This window comes from Nocardia sp. A7, assembly GCF_046549215.1.
Classification (GTDB): domain Bacteria; phylum Actinomycetota; class Actinomycetes; order Mycobacteriales; family Mycobacteriaceae; genus Nocardia.
The window spans coordinates 1,161,234-1,178,945 of sequence record NZ_JAJPWE010000001.1; the positions used below are offsets into that span (position 1 = coordinate 1,161,234).

Consider the following 17,712-nt stretch of genomic DNA (forward strand, 5'->3'; position numbering starts at 1 on the left):
CAGCTCGTGATGCCCGGGCGTCCTCGGGCGCCGGGTTCGGGCGTGCGCGGTGAACCGGCTGGTCCGGTGGGCGCTGCAGTCCTATTGGGGGCTCGCGCTGGTGGTCATCACCGCCAATATGGTCGGGGTCACGGCCATCTTCCTGGTCAGCTGGGCGGGCGGGGTGTTCAGCCGGGTCGGCACCGATTGGCACGATGCGGCGCCGCTGATCCTGATCTATCCGGTACTCGCCTTCTCCGTCGGGATCGGGATCGCGCTCTACGACCGGCGCCGATATATGCGCTGGCTCGACGACAACCGCAAACCGACGCCGGAGGAAGCGCGGATCCTGATCCGGTTGCCCGCCGCGATCACCCTGCGCGCGCTCGTGCTGTGGACGCCGGGCGTCGTGCTGACGGTGTGGCTGGTCGACCGGTTCACCGACTATCACAATGTCACCGTGTTGCTGGCCGGCTTCACCCTCGGCGGGCTGGAAGCGGCGGGCGCGATCTATCTGATCCTGGACCGCCTGATCCGACCGGCCGTGCCCATCATCGCCGCGGTGCTCGGGCCGACCGTGCATCCCAGCTCGACCGTGCTGGTCAGGGTGCTCGTCACCTGGGCGGTATCCAGTGCGCTGCCGGGGCTGATCATCATCGTCGTCCTCAGCGACCGGACCACACCCGCATCCGACCGGGTGCGTGCCGCCTGGCTGTTCTCGATCCTCGCGCTCGGTGTCGGCGCCCTCGCCACCGCGCTGCTCGCGCGCTCGGTGGCCACGCCGATGCGCACGATGTACCGGGCGCTGGACCGGATCACCCGTGGCGAACTCGATGTGCGGGTGCCGGTCGGCAGCGCGAGCGAGATCGGGCGGCTCGAACACTCCGTGAACGAACTCGCCGCCACCCTGCGCGACCAGATGCACACCGAGGACGTCTTCGGTAGGCACGTCGGCTCCACCGTGGCCGAACGCGCACTGTCGGGCGGCACCGACCTCACCGGCGATGTGCGCATCGTCTCGGCGCTGTTCGTCGACGTCACCGGCTCGGTGCAGCTCTCCGCGGAGATGGCGCCGGAGGATTTCGTGCACAAGCTCAACCGGCTGCTCGCCACCGTCGTCGCGGCCACCGAGGACAACGGCGGCCTGGTGAACAAGTTCGCGGGCGACGCCGCGCTGTGCATCTTCGGCGCGCCCTCTGCCCTGCAGGACAACGCCACGCCCGCCCTGCGCGCCGCCCGCCGCATCCGCGACGAAGTCGTCGCCACCGGCGAACTCGACGTCGGCATCGGGGTGGCCCGCGGGCGGGTGTTCGCCGGCGACGTCGGCGCCGACACCCGCCTCGAATTCACGGTCATCGGCGATGCGGTCAACGCGGCCGCTCGGCTCACCGCGGTGGCGAAGGAAGCGCCACGGCGGGTGCTGGTGAGCGATGCGATCCTGCAGGCAGCGACCCCGGCCGAGCGAGCCAAGTGGAAGCGCTACAAGGACTTACGGCTGCGCGGTATCCCTGGCCGAACCCGGACCTGGACCGACATCTCGCCGGGTAAGTGACGCGGGGAGCCGCTCACCGCCGAAGCGCTGCTGTCAGGGCGGCGGGATCGGTGACCGGGAGGTCGCACACCGAGCCTCGGCAGACGTAGGCGGCGGGGGCGTCGTCGACCAGTGGGCGGTCGGTGAGCAGTGGCGCGGTATTCGGTGGGGCCGCGAGGATGATCGAGCCGCCGGGGGCGGCGTCGCGGGCCGCGGCGAGCAGTTCCATTGCGGCGGCTGACTGTTCGGTGGCCGCGATCGCCACCTGGTAGGGGCCACGGACCGCGGCTTCGGCGACGGAGAGCCAGTTGCCCGCGGTGCGGGGCGCGCGGGCGAGCAGGATCGCGCCGCGGGCGAGGGTGTGGTCGGCGAGTTCGCGGTAGCGGATGGCACGGTCGGAGTCGGCGACCGCCGAGGCGGTCAGGAGGGCTTCGGCCAGGGCGGAGGCGCCGGACGGGGTGGCACCGTCGACGGGGTCGCGCGGGCGGGCGACCAGGGTTTCGGCGTCGTCGGCGGTGTCGAACCAGCTGCCGGGACGTTCGGGGTCGGCGAAATGGTGGATCGTGTTGTCCAGCAACAACTGTGCGGCGGCGAGCCAGTCGGGTTCGCCGGTGGCCTGGTAGAGGGCGAGCAGGCCGGTGACGAACCAGGCGTAGTCCTCGAGCACGCCGGGCGGGGCGCCCGCGACACCGTCGAGGGAGGCGCGGCGCAGTCGGCCGTCGACGAGGTGGACCTCGAGCAGGTAGCGGGCGCAGCGCACGGCCGCGGCGATCCACGACGGCTCCTCCAGTGCCGCACCGGATTCCGCGAGCGCGGTGATGGCCATGCCGTTCCAGGCGGTGACCACCTTGGCGTCACGGGCGGGCTGTGGGCGTTTGGTACGGACCTCGAACAGCTGGGCACGCAGCCGATCGAAGCGCGCGGACTGTTCGACGTCGACGGGATCGCTGTGCCGGGTGAGCACGGAGGTGCCCTGTTCGAAATTGCCCGCGGTGGTGACACCGAACGCGTCGGCGGCCCACGTGCCGTCGAGGGGGCCGAGTTCGCCGATCAGCTCGGCGGGTGTCCACACATAGGTGGCGCCCTCGACGCCGGGTCCGCCCGGTTCGAGGTGGGTGTCGGCATCGAGCGCCGACGCGAACCCGCCATCCGCGGTCCCGAGATCACCGAGCAGGAACTCGACCGTCTCCCGAGTCACCCTGTGCGGCAACGATTCCAGCGGCATCGCCGGTGTGCGTCGCGAGAGGTGGGCGTAGGCACGCAGCAACAGCGCGTTGTCGTAGAGCATCTTCTCGAAGTGCGGAACGAGCCAGCCCGCGTCGACCGAGTAGCGCGCGAACCCACCACGCAACTGGTCATAGATCCCGCCGCGCGCCATCGCCTCGGCCGTGCGCTCGACCAGATCGAACACCGCCTGGTCACCGGTGCGTTCCCAGTGCCGCAGCAGTGCTTCCAGCAGTGCCGACGGCGGAAACTTCGGTGCCCCACCGAATCCGCCGTGCGTCGCGTCCTCGTCGGCGGCGATCGCCAGCACAGCCTGGTCGAGAAGTTCAGGGACAAGGGCGAATTCGGCGTCGGGCAGTCCCGCCGCCTGTGCCTGGAGTGCCTCGGTCACCTGGCGGGCGGCCTTGTCCACGTCATCGCGCCGGTTGACCCAGGTCTCGGTCACCGCGCTCAGCAACTGCGTGAACGACGGCATCCCGCCGCGTGGCACCTTCGGGTAGTAGGTGCCGCAATAGAACGGGGCGCCGTCGGGCGCGAGAAAGCACGTCATGGGCCAGCCGCCCTGCCCGGTCATGGCCACGGTGGCGTTCATGTACACCGCGTCCAGATCGGGCCGCTCCTCCCGGTCCACCTTCACGCAGACGAAGTCGGCGTTCATCTGCTCGGCGGTCGCGAGATCCTCGAAGGACTCGTGCGCCATCACGTGGCACCAGTGGCAGGACGCGTATCCGATCGACAGCAGTACCGGCACATTCCGCTCGGCCGCCTCGGCCAGCGCCTCAGCGCTCCATTCCCGCCAGTGCACGGGGTTATCCGCGTGTTGACGCAGATAGGGCGAAGTCGCACCGGCCAATCGGTTCATATGGCCAGCCTCCCACACCGGCCACAGTCACAGCACGACCTATCCGCCCTCCCGGCGACCACCGGCTGAATATTGTTCATATTGTGCGGTTATCCCTGCGCGCCGATTAGGTAAATGAATGTTTCATTTCCGATCACACCGGTCCGAAATCGGGTAAATGTGACGAATGAGAACTGCCACCGCCCTGCGGGCCACCGTCGCCTGCGGTGCTGCCCTCACGCTCGCACTGCTGCCCGCCTGCGGATCACCGCCCGAAGGCAAGGACGCCGCCGCCTCCGGTAACACCTACGGCTCCGCGGACGCGGGTTTCCGCGCCTGCATGGTGACCGATGCGGGCGGCGTGGACGACAAGTCGTTCAACGAATCCGGCTGGGGCGGGGTGAAAGCCGCGGTCGACGCCAATGCCGCCATCTCCGGCAGCTACCGGCAGTCCAACAGCACCGCCGACTACGAACCCAACCTGCGCGCCTCGGCCGATGACGAGAAGTGTGGCCTGGTGATCGGCGTCGGCGGTCTGATGGCGGACGCGGTGACCGCGGTGGCCAAAGAGAATCCCGACAAGCGATTCGCGATCGTCGACTCCCATGTCGACCTGCCGAATGTGTACTCGATGGAGTTCAACGCGGCCCAGTCTTCCTACCTGGCAGGCTATTTGGCGGCGGGCACCACCAAGACCGGAAAGGTCGCCACCTGGGGTGGCATGCAGATTCCGGCGGTCACCATTTTCATGGACGGCTTCGCCGCCGGGGTGGCCGAGTACAACAGGGTGCACAACACCACCACCGCGGTTCTCGGCTGGGATACCCAGGCCCAGAAGGGTTCGTTCACCGGCAATTTCGACGATACGAGCGCGGGCCGCTCGCTCACGGAGAACTTCCTCGCCCAGGGCGCCGACGTGGTGCACCCGGTCGCGGGCCCGGTCGGCCTCGGTGGCGCCTCGGCCATCAAGGACAAGGGCAACGCGACCATGATCTGGGTGGATTCCGATGGCTACGAGGCGGTTCCGGAGTACAAGCAGATCATGCTGTCGTCGTCGATGAAGGACATCTCCTCGGCGATCCAGGTCGCGATCAACAATGCCGTCGCGGCGGGCGCCAAGGACGGCCGCTACGTGGGCACGCTGAACAACAAGGGCGTCTCGCTGGCACCGTTCCACGATTTCGACAGCAAGGTTGCCGACACACTGAAGCAGGAACTCACCAAGCTGGCTGCCGACATCGTCGCGGGCACCGTGGTGGTTGCCTCCCCGGCCGCCCCGAAGTAGCGCATGCTCCTCGAATTACGTGGCCTGACGAAGAAGTTCGGTGAGTTCGTCGCCGACGACGCCATCGATCTGGTGGTGACGCCGGGCCAGATCCACGCCGTCCTCGGCGAGAACGGCGCGGGGAAATCCACGCTGATGAACATGCTGTACGGGATTCTGGAACCCAGCGAGGGCCAGATCCTGATCGATGGCGCGCCGGTGCGGTTTCGATCGCCCGGCGACGCCATCGCGGCGGGCATCGGCATGGTGCACCAGCATTTCAAGCTGGTCGGCCCGTTCAGCGTCGCCGACAACGTCCAGTTGGGCCGCGAGCACGCCAAGGCCGGAATCGTCGACCGTGCCGCGGCCCGGCGGGCGGTCGACGAGGTCTCGCGCCGCTATGGACTCGCGCTGGACCCGGATGCGATCTGCGAGAACCTGCCGGTCGGGGTGCAGCAGCGGGTGGAGATCGTCAAAGCGCTCTCGGGGCACACCGAGTTGCTGATTCTCGACGAACCCACCGCGGTGCTCACGCCACCCGAGGTCGCCGAGTTGCTGGCGATCATGCGCAATCTCGCGGATTCGGGGATGTCGATCATCTTCATCAGCCACAAGCTGAAGGAGGTGAAGGCGGTCGCCGACACCATCACGGTGATCCGGCGCGGCAAGGTGGTCGCCGAGGCCTCCCCCGGCGACAGCGAGGCCGAACTGGCCGCCGCCATGGTGGGACGCGAGGTGACGCTCACGGTCGACAAGTCACCCGCCGAACCGGGCGCGACCGCGTTGGCGATCACCGACCTCACCGTGCTCGACGAGCGCGGCCTTCCGGTGCTCGACGGCCTGAACCTGACGGTACGCGCCGGGGAAATCGTGGGCCTGGCCGGGGTGGAAGGCAATGGTCAGACGGAATTGGCGCGGGCCATCCTCGGCACCGCCGCACCGGCAGGCGGCTCCATCGACATGCTCGGCACCGAGATCACGCGCTGGCACCCGGCCGAGCGCATCGAGGCGGGGCTGGGGTACATCCCCGAGGATCGGGCGCGCGACGGTGTGATCGGCGATTTCACCGTCGCGGAGAACATCGTGCTCAACCAGTACCGGGAGGCACCACTGTCGCGGCGCGGCGTGGTCGATGACACAGCGGTGCGTGAGATCGCCGAGAAGGCCATCGCGGAGTTCGACATTCGCATGCAGGGACCGGCCGAACACGTCTCGGCACTGTCCGGCGGCAATCAGCAGAAGGTGGTCATCGCCCGCGAATTCTCCCGCCCGCGCAAGGTCATCGTGGCCGCGCAACCGACACGCGGCGTCGATATCGGCGCCATCGAGTTCATCCATGCCCGGCTGGTGGCCGAACGGGACAACGGCACGGCGGTCCTGCTCATCTCGGCGGAACTGGACGAGATTCTCGCCCTGTCCGATCGCGTGGCGGTCATCTATAACGGCCGCATCGTGGGCGAAGTAACACCCGATCGCCCGAGATCAGAGGTGGGCCAGCTCATGATCGGCCATCTGCCCGATTCCTCCCCGGAGAACGCGTGAACACCGCCACCGAGAAGAGCCGAAAAGGGTTCGGCCCGACGTTTGTTCGCTATCTGACCGAAGCCAACAACGTGATGGTGACGGTCTACTCGCTGCTGCTCGCCTTCGCGATCGGCGCGGTCCTGATCATCGTGTCCGATCCCGGTGTGCGCGGCACGTGGAGCTATCTGTTCGCGCGGCCCGGCGACGCCGTGAGCGCCTCCTGGTGGGCCGTCGCCAAGGCCTACCAGGACCTGTTCGAGGGCTCGATCCTGGATTTCGGGCGCCTGCAACAGTTCTTCGCGGGCGAGGCCACCTTGGCGCAGGTGCTGCGCCCGATCTCGGAGACGCTGACCTACGCCACCCCGCTGATCTTCACCGGGCTGGCAGTGGGTCTGGCATTCCGGGCCGGCCTGTTCAATATCGGTGCGCAGGGGCAGTTCGTGTTCGGCATGCTGGGTGCGCTGATCGTCGGCTTCGCGGTAGATCTCCCGCTGGTGGCGCATCTGCCCGCGGCGCTGCTGGCGGGTGCGCTCGCGGGTGGGTTGTTCGGCGCCATACCCGGCTATCTCAAGGCGAGAACCGGTGCGCACGAAGTCATCTCGTCGATCATGCTGAACAACATCGCCGCCTACTTTCTGGTGTGGGCGCTGGGCACCGCGTTCATCGGCTCGGTCACCTCCAGGGAACTGGTGTCCAAGCCGGTCGACGAATCGGCGCGGCTGCCGCAACTGCTCAGCTGGGCAGGGTCGGGGCTGCGGGTGAGTGTCGGGCTGCTGCTCGGCATCGCGCTGGCGGCCGGAACCTGGTGGTTGCTGAGCAAGTCCACCTTCGGTTTCCGCATCCGCGCGGTCGGCGCCAACGATCAGGCCGCGCAGACCGCGGGCATGGACATCGGGCGCACCTTCACCACCACCATGGGTGCGGCCGGGGCGTTGGCCGGACTCGGTGGCGCGGCCATCGCGCTCGGCCTGAGCCCGTACACGCTGAATCCGGGCACGGCGGTCGAATACGGTTTCGACGGCATCACCGTCGCCCTGCTCGGGCGGGCCCATCCCGGCGGAATCGTCGCCGCCGCGCTGCTTTTCGGTGCGCTGAAATCCGGCACGCTGCACATGCAGCCCGCTATTCCGGTGGAGATGTCGACCCTGTTGCAGGCCGTCATCGTGCTGTTCGTCGCGGCGCCCGCCCTGGTCAAAACCCTGCTGCGGCTGCGAACACCGCGCGGCGGGCTCAACACTCTGGAAGCGAGGGGCTGGTGAGCACCCAGGCGCAGATCGCGGTGTCCGACAGGGTGCAGCGGCGGTGCACCCGCGCGGGTTTCGGCTTGATCGGCGCCGGCATCGCGCTCGGCGGGCTCGGTCTGCTGTTGATCGATGGCGGCCGGACCACGAGCTACCGGCTCGACCAAACCGTCGAATCCAGCTGGACGGTGGGAACACTCCCGGTCGTCGTCACGCTGAGTGCGCTTGCCGCGCTGGCCGGAATCGCCCTGCTGGTGTTGCCCGACACCCGCCTGCCGCGGTTCGGTGGGGTGACGATCGGTGCCGGTATCGCCGCGCTCGTGATCGGCGCCCTGTCATGGACGGTCACGCCCGGTGTCGGATTTCCCATCGAGTTCGTCTTGGCGACAACGCTTTTCCTGTCGTTGCCATTCATCTTCGGCGCGCTGTCCGGTGTCGTCGCGGAACGCTCCGGTGTGATCAACCTCGGGATCGAAGGCCAGTTCCTCGCCGGTGCGTTCACCGCGGCGCTGCTGGCGTCGGTCAGCGGCAACGCCTACGTCGGGATGCTGGCCGCCACCATCAGCGGTGTCTGCTCGACGCTGCTGCTGGCCTGGCTGGCGACTCGATTCCAGGTCAACCAGGTCGTCACCGGCATCATCCTCAACCTGCTCGCGCTCGGGCTGACCGGTTTCCTCTACGAGCGACTGATGCGCGCCGACGGATCCCTCAACCAGCCCGTCGGCGTGCGCAAACTCGGCGACTCGCTCGGGTTCCTGCCCGACATCCCGATTCTGGGGCCGGTGCTGTTCGACCAGAACATCTTTGTCTATGTGGCGCTGGCCTGCGTGTTCGTGGTCTCGTTCCTGCTGTTTCGCACCCGGTGGGGCCTGCGCACCCGCGCCGTCGGCGAACACCCCGCCGCCGCCGATGCCGCGGGCATCAATGTCAACCGGTTGCGGTTCTGGAACGTCACCGCCGCGGGTGCGCTCTCCGGTTTCGGTGGCGCCTTCTTCACCATCGCCAACAATGTGTCGTTCAGCAAGAACATGACCGCGGGCCTTGGCTTCGTCGCACTGGCCGTGATGATCGTCGGCCGCTGGCACCCGTTCGGCGTCCTCACCGCGGCCCTGTTGTTCGGCTTCTCGAGCGCCTTGCAACGCTTCCTCAACACCATGCCGGGCAACCCGATCCCCACCGAGTTCCTCGGGATGCTCCCCTACGTCGTCACCCTGGTGGTGGTCGCCGGGTTCATCGGCAGAGCCGTAGCGCCTGCTGCCGATGGCATCCCCTACACACCGGGGGACAAATAGCCGATACCGACGCCATTCGCGCGCCGAGCACCGCTGTTCGCGGCGACACGTCGATACCCTGGTGAGGGTGAGCATCATTGCCCGTTCGGAGATCCGCGGTTCGGTGCGGATGCCGACCGCGTGGGCCCGGCCGGGGCACATCGGGTACGTCGGCCCGGATCTGCTGCCCGACACGCATTCACCGCCGGTCGCGATGCTCACCGTGGGGCTGGACGGGCCGCTGACCGTGCATACCGCCCGCGGTCCGATTCGCACCGGCAGCTGCTTCGCGCCTGCCCGCACCGCGCACCGCGTCGTCGCCACGCAGGGGTGGATTCTGGTGCTGTTCATCGACCCGTCGAGTGCGCCCGCGACCATGATCGCCGACGAGATGACCGCCGCGGCAGGCACTTTCGGCCTGAGTCACCGTCGCGAGCGCGAACTCGTCGAGCTGTGCGGCGAACCCGTCGTCGACCCGGATCTCCTCTACCACCGCGCTATCGCGGGCCCGAACCTCGGCACCGACGCCCGCATCGCCAAGCTCGCCGCCGCGATCCGCGACCAGCCGGCCAACGCCCTGCGCGCCGACCAGATCGCCGCGAACCTCGGCCTGTCCACCGGCCACTTCCTGCACCTGTTCACCCAACACTGCGGCACTACCTTCCGCGGCTACCAACGCTGGAACCGCATGGTCTCCGCGATCACCAACGCCGTCAACGGCCACGACCTCACCCGCTCCGCCATCGACGCGGGCTTCGCCACCCCCTCCCACTTCAGCGAATCCTTCCGAGCCATGATCGGCCTCCCCGCCACCACCATGCTCGGCGCCGGCATCCACTTCGACCTCGGCACCCGCACCACCGAGCTCGGCTGAGCCCTCGCAACCTGCCTCGACCAGCGACTGCGATCCGCGCTTCCGCTCGGATCAGAGCGCGACGATCTCGACCATCGATTCCAAACCTTTGAAATCGGCGGAGTTGCGTGTGTACAAGGGCAGATCATTGGCGGAGGCGATTGCGGCAATGAGCAGATCCATCCGTCGCGGGCGCGGGTCACGCTTGGCTGCGATCGTCAGGGCGACCAACGTTCCGTAACGCGTCGCGGCGGCCTCGTCGAACGGCAGCGGATCGAATTCGACGATCGCGGCGCCGAGCTGTTCAGAGCGTTCCGCACGCGCTACCGGGTCCTTGGCCATCGCGACGCCTTGATTCAGCTCGGCCAGCGTGATCGCGGTGATCTCGGATGTCTCGGGCAACCTCGCTGGGTCGAGGTCACCGATATTGAGGTAGGTGCAGGTATCGAGCACACCAACGGGATGCCGAATACTCACCGCCCACCCCATGGGTCGTCGTCGCCGATCCGATCTTCCGAACCGAAGAACTCGTCCGCCTCCTGGCGCATAGCCGCATAGTCCACGCGCGGCAACGCACGATGGCGCGCGACCAATTCTGTGGCACTACTGCGCCTCCGCCGACGGTTCACCGGCCGAACCTCCGCGATCTCGACCCCATTACGCGTCACCCGGATGGTCTCACCACCCTCCACAGCGTCCATGATCGCCGCTGAGTTGTTCCGCAGTTCGCGTTGGCTGATCTGCCTCATGCCCCTGAGTGTAGCCATGCGTGCTACAACGCGCTACAGCGTTCCGTGCGCGCTCGTTGCCTCCACCGTGAGGCTCACCACGCAGCGCCGCACACCCTGAAACTGGGGTTCGACGTGCGGGAATGGGGCATTATGGGGAGGAATCCTCCGATCACATCCGAACAGGACCCGCCATGGCACCGCAGCTCACGCTTTCCGCGCAGCGGGCTGCGTTGGAGCGGGAGTGGGCTCTGTGGGTGCCGGGCGGGGCGGAGGTTTCGGGGGCGGGGGGTTCGGGGGCGGGCGTTTCAGGGGCGCAGCGGAGTTCGGGGGTGCGGACCGAGGTTGCGCAGAGTTGGTTGCGGTCGTTGCGGACGGTGGATCCCGGGCGGGATCACGCGCCGGTCAGTGAGACCGATATCGGGCCGCGGTGGGCGGAGTCGCCGTTGCGGGGGCCGGTGACGGAGTTGAAAGAGCAGTTGCACAGTGTGGCCGATGACGCGGGGTATGTCGCGGCGGTGACCGATGCTTCGGGCACGATTTTGTGGACCTACGGCGGGCCGGTGATGCAGCGGCGGGCCGAGCAGGTGAATTTCGCGCCGGGTGGGCGGTGGGACGAGGCGCATATGGGGACCAACGCGCTGTCGTTGGCGTTGCGGACCGATCAGCCGCATACGGTGTTCTCGGCCGAGCATCTTGTCGCGGCGCTGCACGGTTGGGTGTGTTACTGCGCGCCGATCCGGGCCGCCGACGGGACACTACTCGGCGTGCTCGACCTGTCGACCACCTGGAAACGCTCGCATCCGCTGGCCATGGCCACCGTGCGCACGATGACCAGCGCGATCGAATCGAAGTTGCATGCCGCGATACCCGCACCAGCCGGGATGCGACTGACCTGCCTCGGCACCGGCAGGTTGATGCGTGACGGTCAGCAGATCCGGTTGCGACCGCGGCAGCTCGAGATCCTGACCCTGCTCGCACTCGACGACGACGGCTACAACCATGAGCGCCTGCACTACGCCGTCTACGGCGATCGCGCGGTCGGGGCGAGCACGCTGAAATCGGAGATGTCGTACCTGCGACGCGCTACCGGCGGTGAAATCACCAGTCGCGTATACAGATTCACCACTCCCCTGGCCTGCGATGCCGTGGATGTGCTGCGCGCCATCGAGCATGGCGACCTCGATACCGCCGTCCGCCTGTATCACGGTCCGCTGCTCCCTGATTCGGAGACGCCGGGCATCAGCGAATGGCGCGACTACCTCGAAGTCGCCCTGCGCAACGCGGTCCTGTCCAGCCCGAACGCCGATCACGCCCTGTCCTACGGCGAGGCCGCCCCCGACGACGTAGCCGTCCACGAACACGCCCTCGCCCTACTCCCCACCCGCGACCCGCGCCGCGCCGTCGCCACCGCCCGGTTGCACAGCGCCCTTCGCGTCTGATCAGTCCGGCTTCAACGTTTCATCAACCCTTGGCGTGGATAGTGATGGGCGTCACGATTCATCGGAATCAGCGAGGAGCCACCGCACATGATCTACGCCAAGCCGGGTACCGAGGGCAGCATCGTCAGCTACGCGCCGCGATACGACAATTTCATCGACGGCAAGTGGGTTCCGCCGGTAGAAGGGCGCTATTTCGAGAACACCTCCCCGGTGGACGGGCAGCCGTTCTGCGAGATCGCCCGCTCCAGCGCCGCCGATGTGGAGCTGGCCCTGGATGCCGCCCACCGCGCGGCCCCCGCTTGGGGTGAGACTTCGGCCGCCGAGCGCGCCAACATCCTGAACAAGATCGCCGACCGGATCGAGGCCAACCTCGAGGCCCTCGCCGTCGCCGAGACCTGGGACAACGGCAAGCCGGTCCGCGAGACCATGGCCGCCGACCTCCCCCTCGCGGTCGACCACTTCCGCTACTTCGCCGGTGTGCTGCGCGCACAGGAAGGCGGTATCAGCGAGGTCGACAAAGACACCATCGCCTACCACTTCCACGAGCCGCTCGGTGTTGTCGCACAGATCATTCCGTGGAACTTTCCGATCCTGATGGCCACCTGGAAGCTGGCTCCCGCGCTCGCCGCGGGCAACGCGGTGGTGCTCAAGCCCGCCGAGCAGACCCCAGCTTCCATCATGAAGGTCGTCGAACTCGTCGCGGATCTGCTGCCGCCGGGAGTTCTCAACGTGGTCAACGGTTTCGGTGTCGAAGCGGGCAAGCCCCTTGCCTCGAGCCCGCGCGTGGCGAAGGTCGCGTTCACCGGTGAGACCACCACCGGCCGGCTGATCATGCAGTACGCCAGCGAGAACATCATTCCGGTCACCCTCGAGCTGGGCGGTAAGAGCCCCAACATCTTCCTGGCCGACGTGATGGCCGAAGACGACGACTACCTCGACAAGGCGATCGAGGGCTTCGTGATGTTCGCCCTCAACCAGGGCGAGGTGTGTACCTGCCCGTCACGCGCGCTCATCGCCTCGTCGATCTACGACGAGTTCATGGCCCGCTGCGTCGAGCGCACCAAGGCCATCATCAGCGGCAACCCCCTCGACGAAACGACCATGATCGGCGCCCAGGCCAGCAACGATCAGTTCGAGAAGATCCTGTCCTACATCGACATCGGCAAGAAGGAGGGTGCCGAGGTACTCACCGGCGGCGCGGTCCGCAGCGTCGACGGGCTGGCCGACGGCTTCTACATCGAGCCGACGATCTTCAAGGGCACCAACGACATGCGCGTGTTCCAGGAGGAGATCTTCGGCCCCGTCGTCGCGGTCACCACCTTCGACACCACCGAAGAGGCACTCTCGATCGCCAACGACACCCTCTACGGCCTCGGCGCCGGCGTGTGGACGCGCGATATGAACACCGCCTACCGCCTCGGCCGCGGCATCAAGGCGGGCCGGGTGTGGACCAACTGCTACCACGCCTACCCCGCGCACGCGGCGTTCGGCGGTTACAAGAAGTCCGGCATCGGGCGCGAGAACCACAAGATGATGCTCGATCACTACCAGCAGACCAAGAACATCCTGGTCAGCTACTCGGCGACGAAGCTCGGCTTCTTCTGATGGTGCAGCGCGTCGACCTCACGGAGAAGGCGGCGGCGCTGCTGCGGGAACTGACCGGGCAGCACGGCCCGGTCATGTTCCACCAGTCCGGTGGTTGCTGCGACGGCAGCTCGCCGATGTGTTATCTGCGTGGGGAATTCCGGGTCGGCGGTTCGGACGTGCTGCTCGGGTACCTGCCCGGCGACACCCCGTTCTGGATGAGCGCCGACCAGTTCGAGTACTGGAAACACACCCACCTCACCGTCGACGTGGTGCCGGGCCGCGGCGGCGGATTCTCCCTCGAAGCTCCCGAGGGCGTGCGGTTTCTGATCCGATCCCGCCTGTTCACCGACGAGGAGGCGGCCGCGCTGGAATCCACGCCGCCGCAAACCGGGTGATCTGAAACACCCGTAAACAGGTCGTTTTCGCAGGTCAGCGGTGCTCGATACGCACCGCTGACCTGACCGATCCACGGCCGTAACAGTCGTCAACCATTCTTCAACCCTCGACGATCACCGTTGCCGGGCAAACGCGCATTGCTTGTTGATGAGGAGCACCACCGTGAGTACAGAAGCCAGCCCCGCCACCGGCGAGGGCGCACCAGTCGACGACTATCTCGCCAAACGCACCCTGCGCAAGGGCTCGGCGGGCTGGGTGCTGCTCGCGGGGCTCGGCGTGAGCTATGTGATCTCCGGCGACTTCTCCGGCTGGAACTTCGGTCTCGCCGAGGGTGGATTCGGCGGTCTGCTGATCGCCACGGTCGTCATCGCCGCGATGTATCTGGCGATGGTGCTCGGCATGGCCGAGATGTCCTCGGCACTGCCCGCGGCGGGCGGCGGCTACACCTTCGCGCGGCGCGCACTCGGACCGTGGGGCGGATTCGCCACCGGCACAGCGATTCTCATCGAATACGCGATCGCGCCCGCCGCCATCGCCACCTTCATCGGCGCCTACGTGGACTCACTGAACCTGTTCGGGATCACCGACGGCTGGTGGGTGTATCTGGCGGTCTACGCGCTGTTCATCGGCATCCACCTGACCGGTGCGGGTGAGGCACTCAAGGCGATGTTCGTGATCACCGGGATCGCGCTGGTCGGCCTGGTGATCTTCGCCTTCGCGGCCGTGGGCAGGTTCGACACCGCCAACCTGACCAACATCGCGGCCGACCCCGCCGCGACCGGGTCGTCGGCGTTCCTGCCGTTCGGTTACCTGGGCATCTGGGCCGCCATCCCGTTCGCGATCTGGTTCTTCCTCGCCGTCGAAGGCGTACCGCTGGCGGCCGAGGAAGCCAGCGAGCCGGAGAAGAACGTGCCGAAGGGCATCATCGTCGCGATGCTGATACTGGTCGTCACCGGCGCGGTGGTGCTGTTCCTGGTCACCGGCGCGCTCGGCGCCCAGAGCGCGTCGGCCTCGGGCAACCCGCTGGTCGAGGCGCTCGGTGACAGCTCGATGGCCAAGGTGGTCAACTACATCGGCCTGGCAGGCCTGGTCGCCAGCTTCTTCTCGATCATCTACGCCTACTCCCGCCAGACCTTCGCGCTCTCGCGCGCCGGCTACCTGCCGACGGTCCTGTCGGTGACCAACTCCCGCAAGGCTCCGATGCTGGCACTGATCGTGCCCGGCATCATCGGCTTCGCCCTCTCGCTCACCGGCAAGGGCGCGATGTTGCTGAACATGGCGGTGTTCGGCGCGGCACTGAGCTACGTGCTGATGATGGTGTCCCACATCGTGCTTCGCGTCCGCGAACCGAACATGCCGCGCCCCTACCGCACGCCCGGCGGCATCGTCACCACGGCGTTCGCGCTGGTCATCGCGGCCGCATCGGTGGCGGCGACGTTCCTGGTCGACCAGCAGGCCGCGCTGTGGACGCTCGGTGTGTTCGTCGCCTTCATGGCCTACTTCGGGCTCTACAGTCGCAAACACCTGGTCGCCAAGTCGCCCGATGAGGAGTTCGCCGCGCTCGCCGAAGCGGAATCCGAGCTGGAGTAGACCGCACGGAGCCTGCCGAGGAAATCGTTCGAAAGGAACCCGATGACCCTGTACCGCAGCACCATCGGCGTCACGACCTACGCCTTCGACGGCTTGGTCGAGCTGATGGCCAAAGCCACTCCGCTGCGCAGCGGCGACGAGCTGGCCGGTTGCGCGGCGGAGACCGACGCCGAACGTGCTGCGGCCCAATGGGCCCTGTCCGAGGTGGCGCTGTCCACCTTTCTCGACGAGGTGCTGGTGCCCTACGAAACCGACGAGGTCACCCGGCTGATCATCGACAGTCATGACCGGGTGGCCTTCGCACCGATCGCGCACCTGACGGTCGGCGGCCTGCGGGATTGGCTGCTCGCCGTTGCCGCCACCGAGGATTCGGCCGCGACCCTGGCGGCGGTGTCGCCGGGTCTGACGCCGGAGATGGTGGCCGCGGTCAGCAAGATCATGCGCAATCAGGATCTGATCGCGGTGGCCAAGGCTATCGAGGTGACCGCGGGATTTCGCACCACCATCGGCCTGCCCGGCCGGTTGAGCACACGGTTGCAGCCCAATCATCCGACCGACGATCCGCGCGGGATCGCGGCCGCCACCTTGGACGGGTTACTGCTCGGCTGTGGCGACGCGGTGATCGGGATCAACCCCGCCACCGATTCGCCGCAGGCCACCTCGGATCTGCTGAGCCTGCTCGACGAGGTGCGATTGCGCTTCGACATCCCGACCCAGTCGTGCGTGCTCTCCCATGTCACCACGACCATCGGTTTGATCGAGGCGGGAGCCCCGGTCGACCTGGTGTTCCAGTCCGTGGCGGGCACCGAAGGCGCGAATACCGGCTTCGGCGTGAACATTGCGCTGCTCCGGGAAGGAAACGAGGCGGGGCGATCGCTGCGGCGCGGCACCGTCGGCGACAACGTGATGTACCTCGAGACGGGGCAGGGGTCGGCCCTGAGTGCGAATGCCCATCTCGGCGTCGGTGATCGGCCGGTGGATCAGCAGACCCTGGAAGCCCGCGCCTACGCCGTGGCCCGGGATCTGCGACCACTACTGGTGAACACGGTCGTCGGCTTCATCGGTCCCGAGTACCTCTACGACGGGAAACAGATCATCCGCGCCGGACTCGAAGACCACTTCTGCGGCAAGCTGCTCGGCCTGCCGATGGGCGTGGATGTCTGCTACACCAACCACGCCGAGGCCGACCAGGACGACATGGACACCCTGCTCACGCTGTTGGGTGCGGCCGGGTGCGCCTTCGTCATCGCGGTCCCCGGCGCCGACGACGTGATGCTCGGCTACCAGAGCCTGTCGTTCCACGATGCCCTGTATGCCCGCCAGGTCCTGAACCTGCGCCCCGCACCGGAATTCGAGGCATGGCTGTCCGGTCTCGGCATGCTCGACGCGAACGGCCGTGTGCGACAGGTAGAACCACTCTCCTCGCCCCTGCGCGCCCTGACGGCCACCCGATGAGCGCCGATCAGCCGAATCAGGCTGTCGTAGCGGACTTCTGGCGCGAGCTCCGCGGCAGCACCCAGGCCAGGATCGGACTCGGCCGCACCGGAGACGCCTTGCCGACCACCGACGTCCTCGCCCTGCGCGCAGCACACGCCGCAGCCCGCGACGCCGTGCATCTGCCCCTGGATGTCGCGACTTTCACCGAGCAGATCACGGCCGTCGGCCTCGGCACACCGGTGACCGTCGCGAGCCGGGCGGCGGATCGCGCCGAATACCTGCGCCGCCCCGACCTCGGCAGACTGCCCGACGACCTGACCGCGGTCCCGCATTCCGGCGCGGACATCGGCTTCGTCCTCGCCGACGGGCTCTCCCCCTTGGCCCTGTCCGACCACGCCCGCGGCCTCCTCGCCGCCCTCGCCACCGAACTCGGCGACCACTACACCCTCGCCCCGCCGGTGATCGCCACCCAGGCCAGGGTGGCACTGGGCGATCACATCGCCGAAGCCATGGGTGTGCGCACGGTTCTGGTGCTGATCGGCGAGCGCCCCGGCCTCTCGGTCGCCGACAGCCTCGGCATCTACCTCACCCACTCGCCCCGCCCCGGCCGCGCCGACGCCGAACGCAACTGCGTCTCCAATATCCACCCGCCCGACGGCCTCACCTACGCCGACGCCGCCCGCGTGGTGGCGGGCCTCGTCGCGGGCGCCCGCGCACTCGGCCGCTCCGGCGTCGACCTCAAGGACACCTCCCGCGCGCTGACCGGCGCCGATCCCCGCACCATCCCGCCGTCACCGTGAACTG

15 protein-coding genes are annotated in these 17,712 nt (G+C 67.8%); 12 read left to right on the top strand and 3 right to left on the bottom strand.

The genetic code is table 11. The annotated features are described in order from the left end of the window. Nucleotides 1–49: 49 nt before the first annotated feature. Complete coding sequence (locus tag ACLJPD_RS05255) at nucleotides 50–1,531, top strand: adenylate/guanylate cyclase domain-containing protein (RefSeq protein ID WP_410870580.1); 1,482 nt, start codon at nucleotides 50–52, stop codon at nucleotides 1,529–1,531. A 13-nt stretch (nucleotides 1,532–1,544) separates the two neighbouring features. Here the strand turns inward: ACLJPD_RS05255 and ACLJPD_RS05260 are convergent, their stop codons facing one another. Beyond that, nucleotides 1,545–3,596, bottom strand: coding sequence for a thioredoxin domain-containing protein (locus ACLJPD_RS05260; RefSeq protein WP_410870581.1), 2,052 nt, complete (start codon nucleotides 3,594–3,596; stop codon nucleotides 1,545–1,547). A 166-nt stretch (nucleotides 3,597–3,762) separates the two neighbouring features. Here ACLJPD_RS05260 and ACLJPD_RS05265 point away from each other — a divergent pair, with 166 nt between their 5' ends. The 5 genes from ACLJPD_RS05265 to ACLJPD_RS05285 all read left to right on the top strand — a co-directional run bounded on the left by ACLJPD_RS05265 (nucleotide 3,763) and on the right by ACLJPD_RS05285 (nucleotide 9,749). Then, complete coding sequence (locus ACLJPD_RS05265) at nucleotides 3,763–4,860, top strand: BMP family lipoprotein (RefSeq protein ID WP_410870582.1); 1,098 nt, start codon at nucleotides 3,763–3,765, stop codon at nucleotides 4,858–4,860. Nucleotides 4,861–4,863: 3 nt separating this feature from the next. Beyond that, entirely contained in the window at nucleotides 4,864–6,381 is a 1,518-nt protein-coding gene (locus tag ACLJPD_RS05270; protein ID WP_410870583.1) for an ABC transporter ATP-binding protein, read from the top strand. After that, the gene (locus ACLJPD_RS05275; RefSeq protein WP_410870584.1) at nucleotides 6,378–7,622 is read left to right on the top strand and encodes an ABC transporter permease; all 1,245 of its coding nucleotides are present in this window, start codon (nucleotides 6,378–6,380) and stop codon (nucleotides 7,620–7,622) included. The genes ACLJPD_RS05270 and ACLJPD_RS05275 overlap by 4 nt, the downstream gene beginning before the upstream one ends. Beyond that, complete coding sequence (locus ACLJPD_RS05280; RefSeq protein ID WP_410870585.1) at nucleotides 7,619–8,896, top strand: ABC transporter permease; 1,278 nt, start codon at nucleotides 7,619–7,621, stop codon at nucleotides 8,894–8,896. Before ACLJPD_RS05275 ends, ACLJPD_RS05280 begins: the two co-directional genes overlap by 4 nt. 67 nt (nucleotides 8,897–8,963) lie before the next feature. Continuing rightward, the gene (locus ACLJPD_RS05285; protein WP_410870586.1) at nucleotides 8,964–9,749 is read left to right on the top strand and encodes a helix-turn-helix domain-containing protein; all 786 of its coding nucleotides are present in this window, start codon (nucleotides 8,964–8,966) and stop codon (nucleotides 9,747–9,749) included. 51 nt (nucleotides 9,750–9,800) lie between these two features. Here the strand turns inward: ACLJPD_RS05285 and ACLJPD_RS05290 are convergent, their stop codons facing one another. Together ACLJPD_RS05290 and ACLJPD_RS05295 are read right to left on the bottom strand one after the other, a co-directional pair. Further along, nucleotides 9,801–10,205, bottom strand: coding sequence for a type II toxin-antitoxin system VapC family toxin (locus tag ACLJPD_RS05290; RefSeq protein ID WP_410870587.1), 405 nt, complete (start codon nucleotides 10,203–10,205; stop codon nucleotides 9,801–9,803). Next, nucleotides 10,202–10,477 carry a type II toxin-antitoxin system Phd/YefM family antitoxin gene (locus tag ACLJPD_RS05295; RefSeq protein ID WP_410870588.1) on the bottom strand — a complete coding sequence of 92 codons (276 nt, stop codon included), beginning with the start codon at nucleotides 10,475–10,477 and terminating at the stop codon, nucleotides 10,202–10,204. The genes ACLJPD_RS05290 and ACLJPD_RS05295 overlap by 4 nt, the downstream gene beginning before the upstream one ends. A 173-nt stretch (nucleotides 10,478–10,650) precedes the next feature. Between ACLJPD_RS05295 and ACLJPD_RS05300 the strand changes: the two genes are divergently transcribed. From ACLJPD_RS05300 to eutC, 6 genes are all read left to right on the top strand, one after another. Then, a complete protein-coding gene (locus ACLJPD_RS05300) occupies nucleotides 10,651–11,898 on the top strand; it encodes a transcriptional regulator (protein WP_410870589.1) in 1,248 nt (415 codons plus the stop codon). Nucleotides 11,899–11,985: 87 nt separating this feature from the next. After that, entirely contained in the window at nucleotides 11,986–13,503 is a 1,518-nt protein-coding gene (gene adh, locus ACLJPD_RS05305) for an aldehyde dehydrogenase (RefSeq protein WP_410870590.1), read from the top strand. After that, complete coding sequence (locus tag ACLJPD_RS05310; RefSeq protein ID WP_410870591.1) at nucleotides 13,503–13,880, top strand: DUF779 domain-containing protein; 378 nt, start codon at nucleotides 13,503–13,505, stop codon at nucleotides 13,878–13,880. The genes adh and ACLJPD_RS05310 overlap by 1 nt, the downstream gene beginning before the upstream one ends. Nucleotides 13,881–14,028: 148 nt before the next feature. Continuing rightward, nucleotides 14,029–15,471, top strand: coding sequence for an ethanolamine permease (gene eat, locus ACLJPD_RS05315; protein WP_410870592.1), 1,443 nt, complete (start codon nucleotides 14,029–14,031; stop codon nucleotides 15,469–15,471). Nucleotides 15,472–15,513: 42 nt separating this feature from the next. Then, nucleotides 15,514–16,926 carry an ethanolamine ammonia-lyase subunit EutB gene (locus ACLJPD_RS05320; protein WP_410870593.1) on the top strand — a complete coding sequence of 471 codons (1,413 nt, stop codon included), beginning with the start codon at nucleotides 15,514–15,516 and terminating at the stop codon, nucleotides 16,924–16,926. Next, nucleotides 16,923–17,708 carry an ethanolamine ammonia-lyase subunit EutC gene (gene eutC / locus ACLJPD_RS05325; RefSeq protein WP_410870594.1) on the top strand — a complete coding sequence of 262 codons (786 nt, stop codon included), beginning with the start codon at nucleotides 16,923–16,925 and terminating at the stop codon, nucleotides 17,706–17,708. Before ACLJPD_RS05320 ends, eutC begins: the two co-directional genes overlap by 4 nt. Nucleotides 17,709–17,712 lie beyond the last annotated feature (4 nt).

Bases quoted from the DNA above. Each gene is read 5' to 3' on its own strand.
- eutC (WP_410870594.1), top strand. From the start codon at position 16,923: ATGAGCGCCGATCAGCCGAATCAGGCTGTCGTAGCGGACTTCTGGCGC.
- ACLJPD_RS05265 (WP_410870582.1), top strand. From the start codon at position 3,763: ATGAGAACTGCCACCGCCCTGCGGGCCACCGTCGCCTGCGGTGCTGCC.
- adh (WP_410870590.1), top strand. From the start codon at position 11,986: ATGATCTACGCCAAGCCGGGTACCGAGGGCAGCATCGTCAGCTACGCG.
- ACLJPD_RS05260 (WP_410870581.1), bottom strand. From the start codon at position 3,596: ATGAACCGATTGGCCGGTGCGACTTCGCCCTATCTGCGTCAACACGCG.
- ACLJPD_RS05300 (WP_410870589.1), top strand. From the start codon at position 10,651: ATGGCACCGCAGCTCACGCTTTCCGCGCAGCGGGCTGCGTTGGAGCGG.
- eat (WP_410870592.1), top strand. From the start codon at position 14,029: ATGAGGAGCACCACCGTGAGTACAGAAGCCAGCCCCGCCACCGGCGAG.
- ACLJPD_RS05310 (WP_410870591.1), top strand. From the start codon at position 13,503: ATGGTGCAGCGCGTCGACCTCACGGAGAAGGCGGCGGCGCTGCTGCGG.
- ACLJPD_RS05295 (WP_410870588.1), bottom strand. From the start codon at position 10,477: ATGAGGCAGATCAGCCAACGCGAACTGCGGAACAACTCAGCGGCGATC.
- ACLJPD_RS05270 (WP_410870583.1), top strand. From the start codon at position 4,864: ATGCTCCTCGAATTACGTGGCCTGACGAAGAAGTTCGGTGAGTTCGTC.
- ACLJPD_RS05320 (WP_410870593.1), top strand. From the start codon at position 15,514: ATGACCCTGTACCGCAGCACCATCGGCGTCACGACCTACGCCTTCGAC.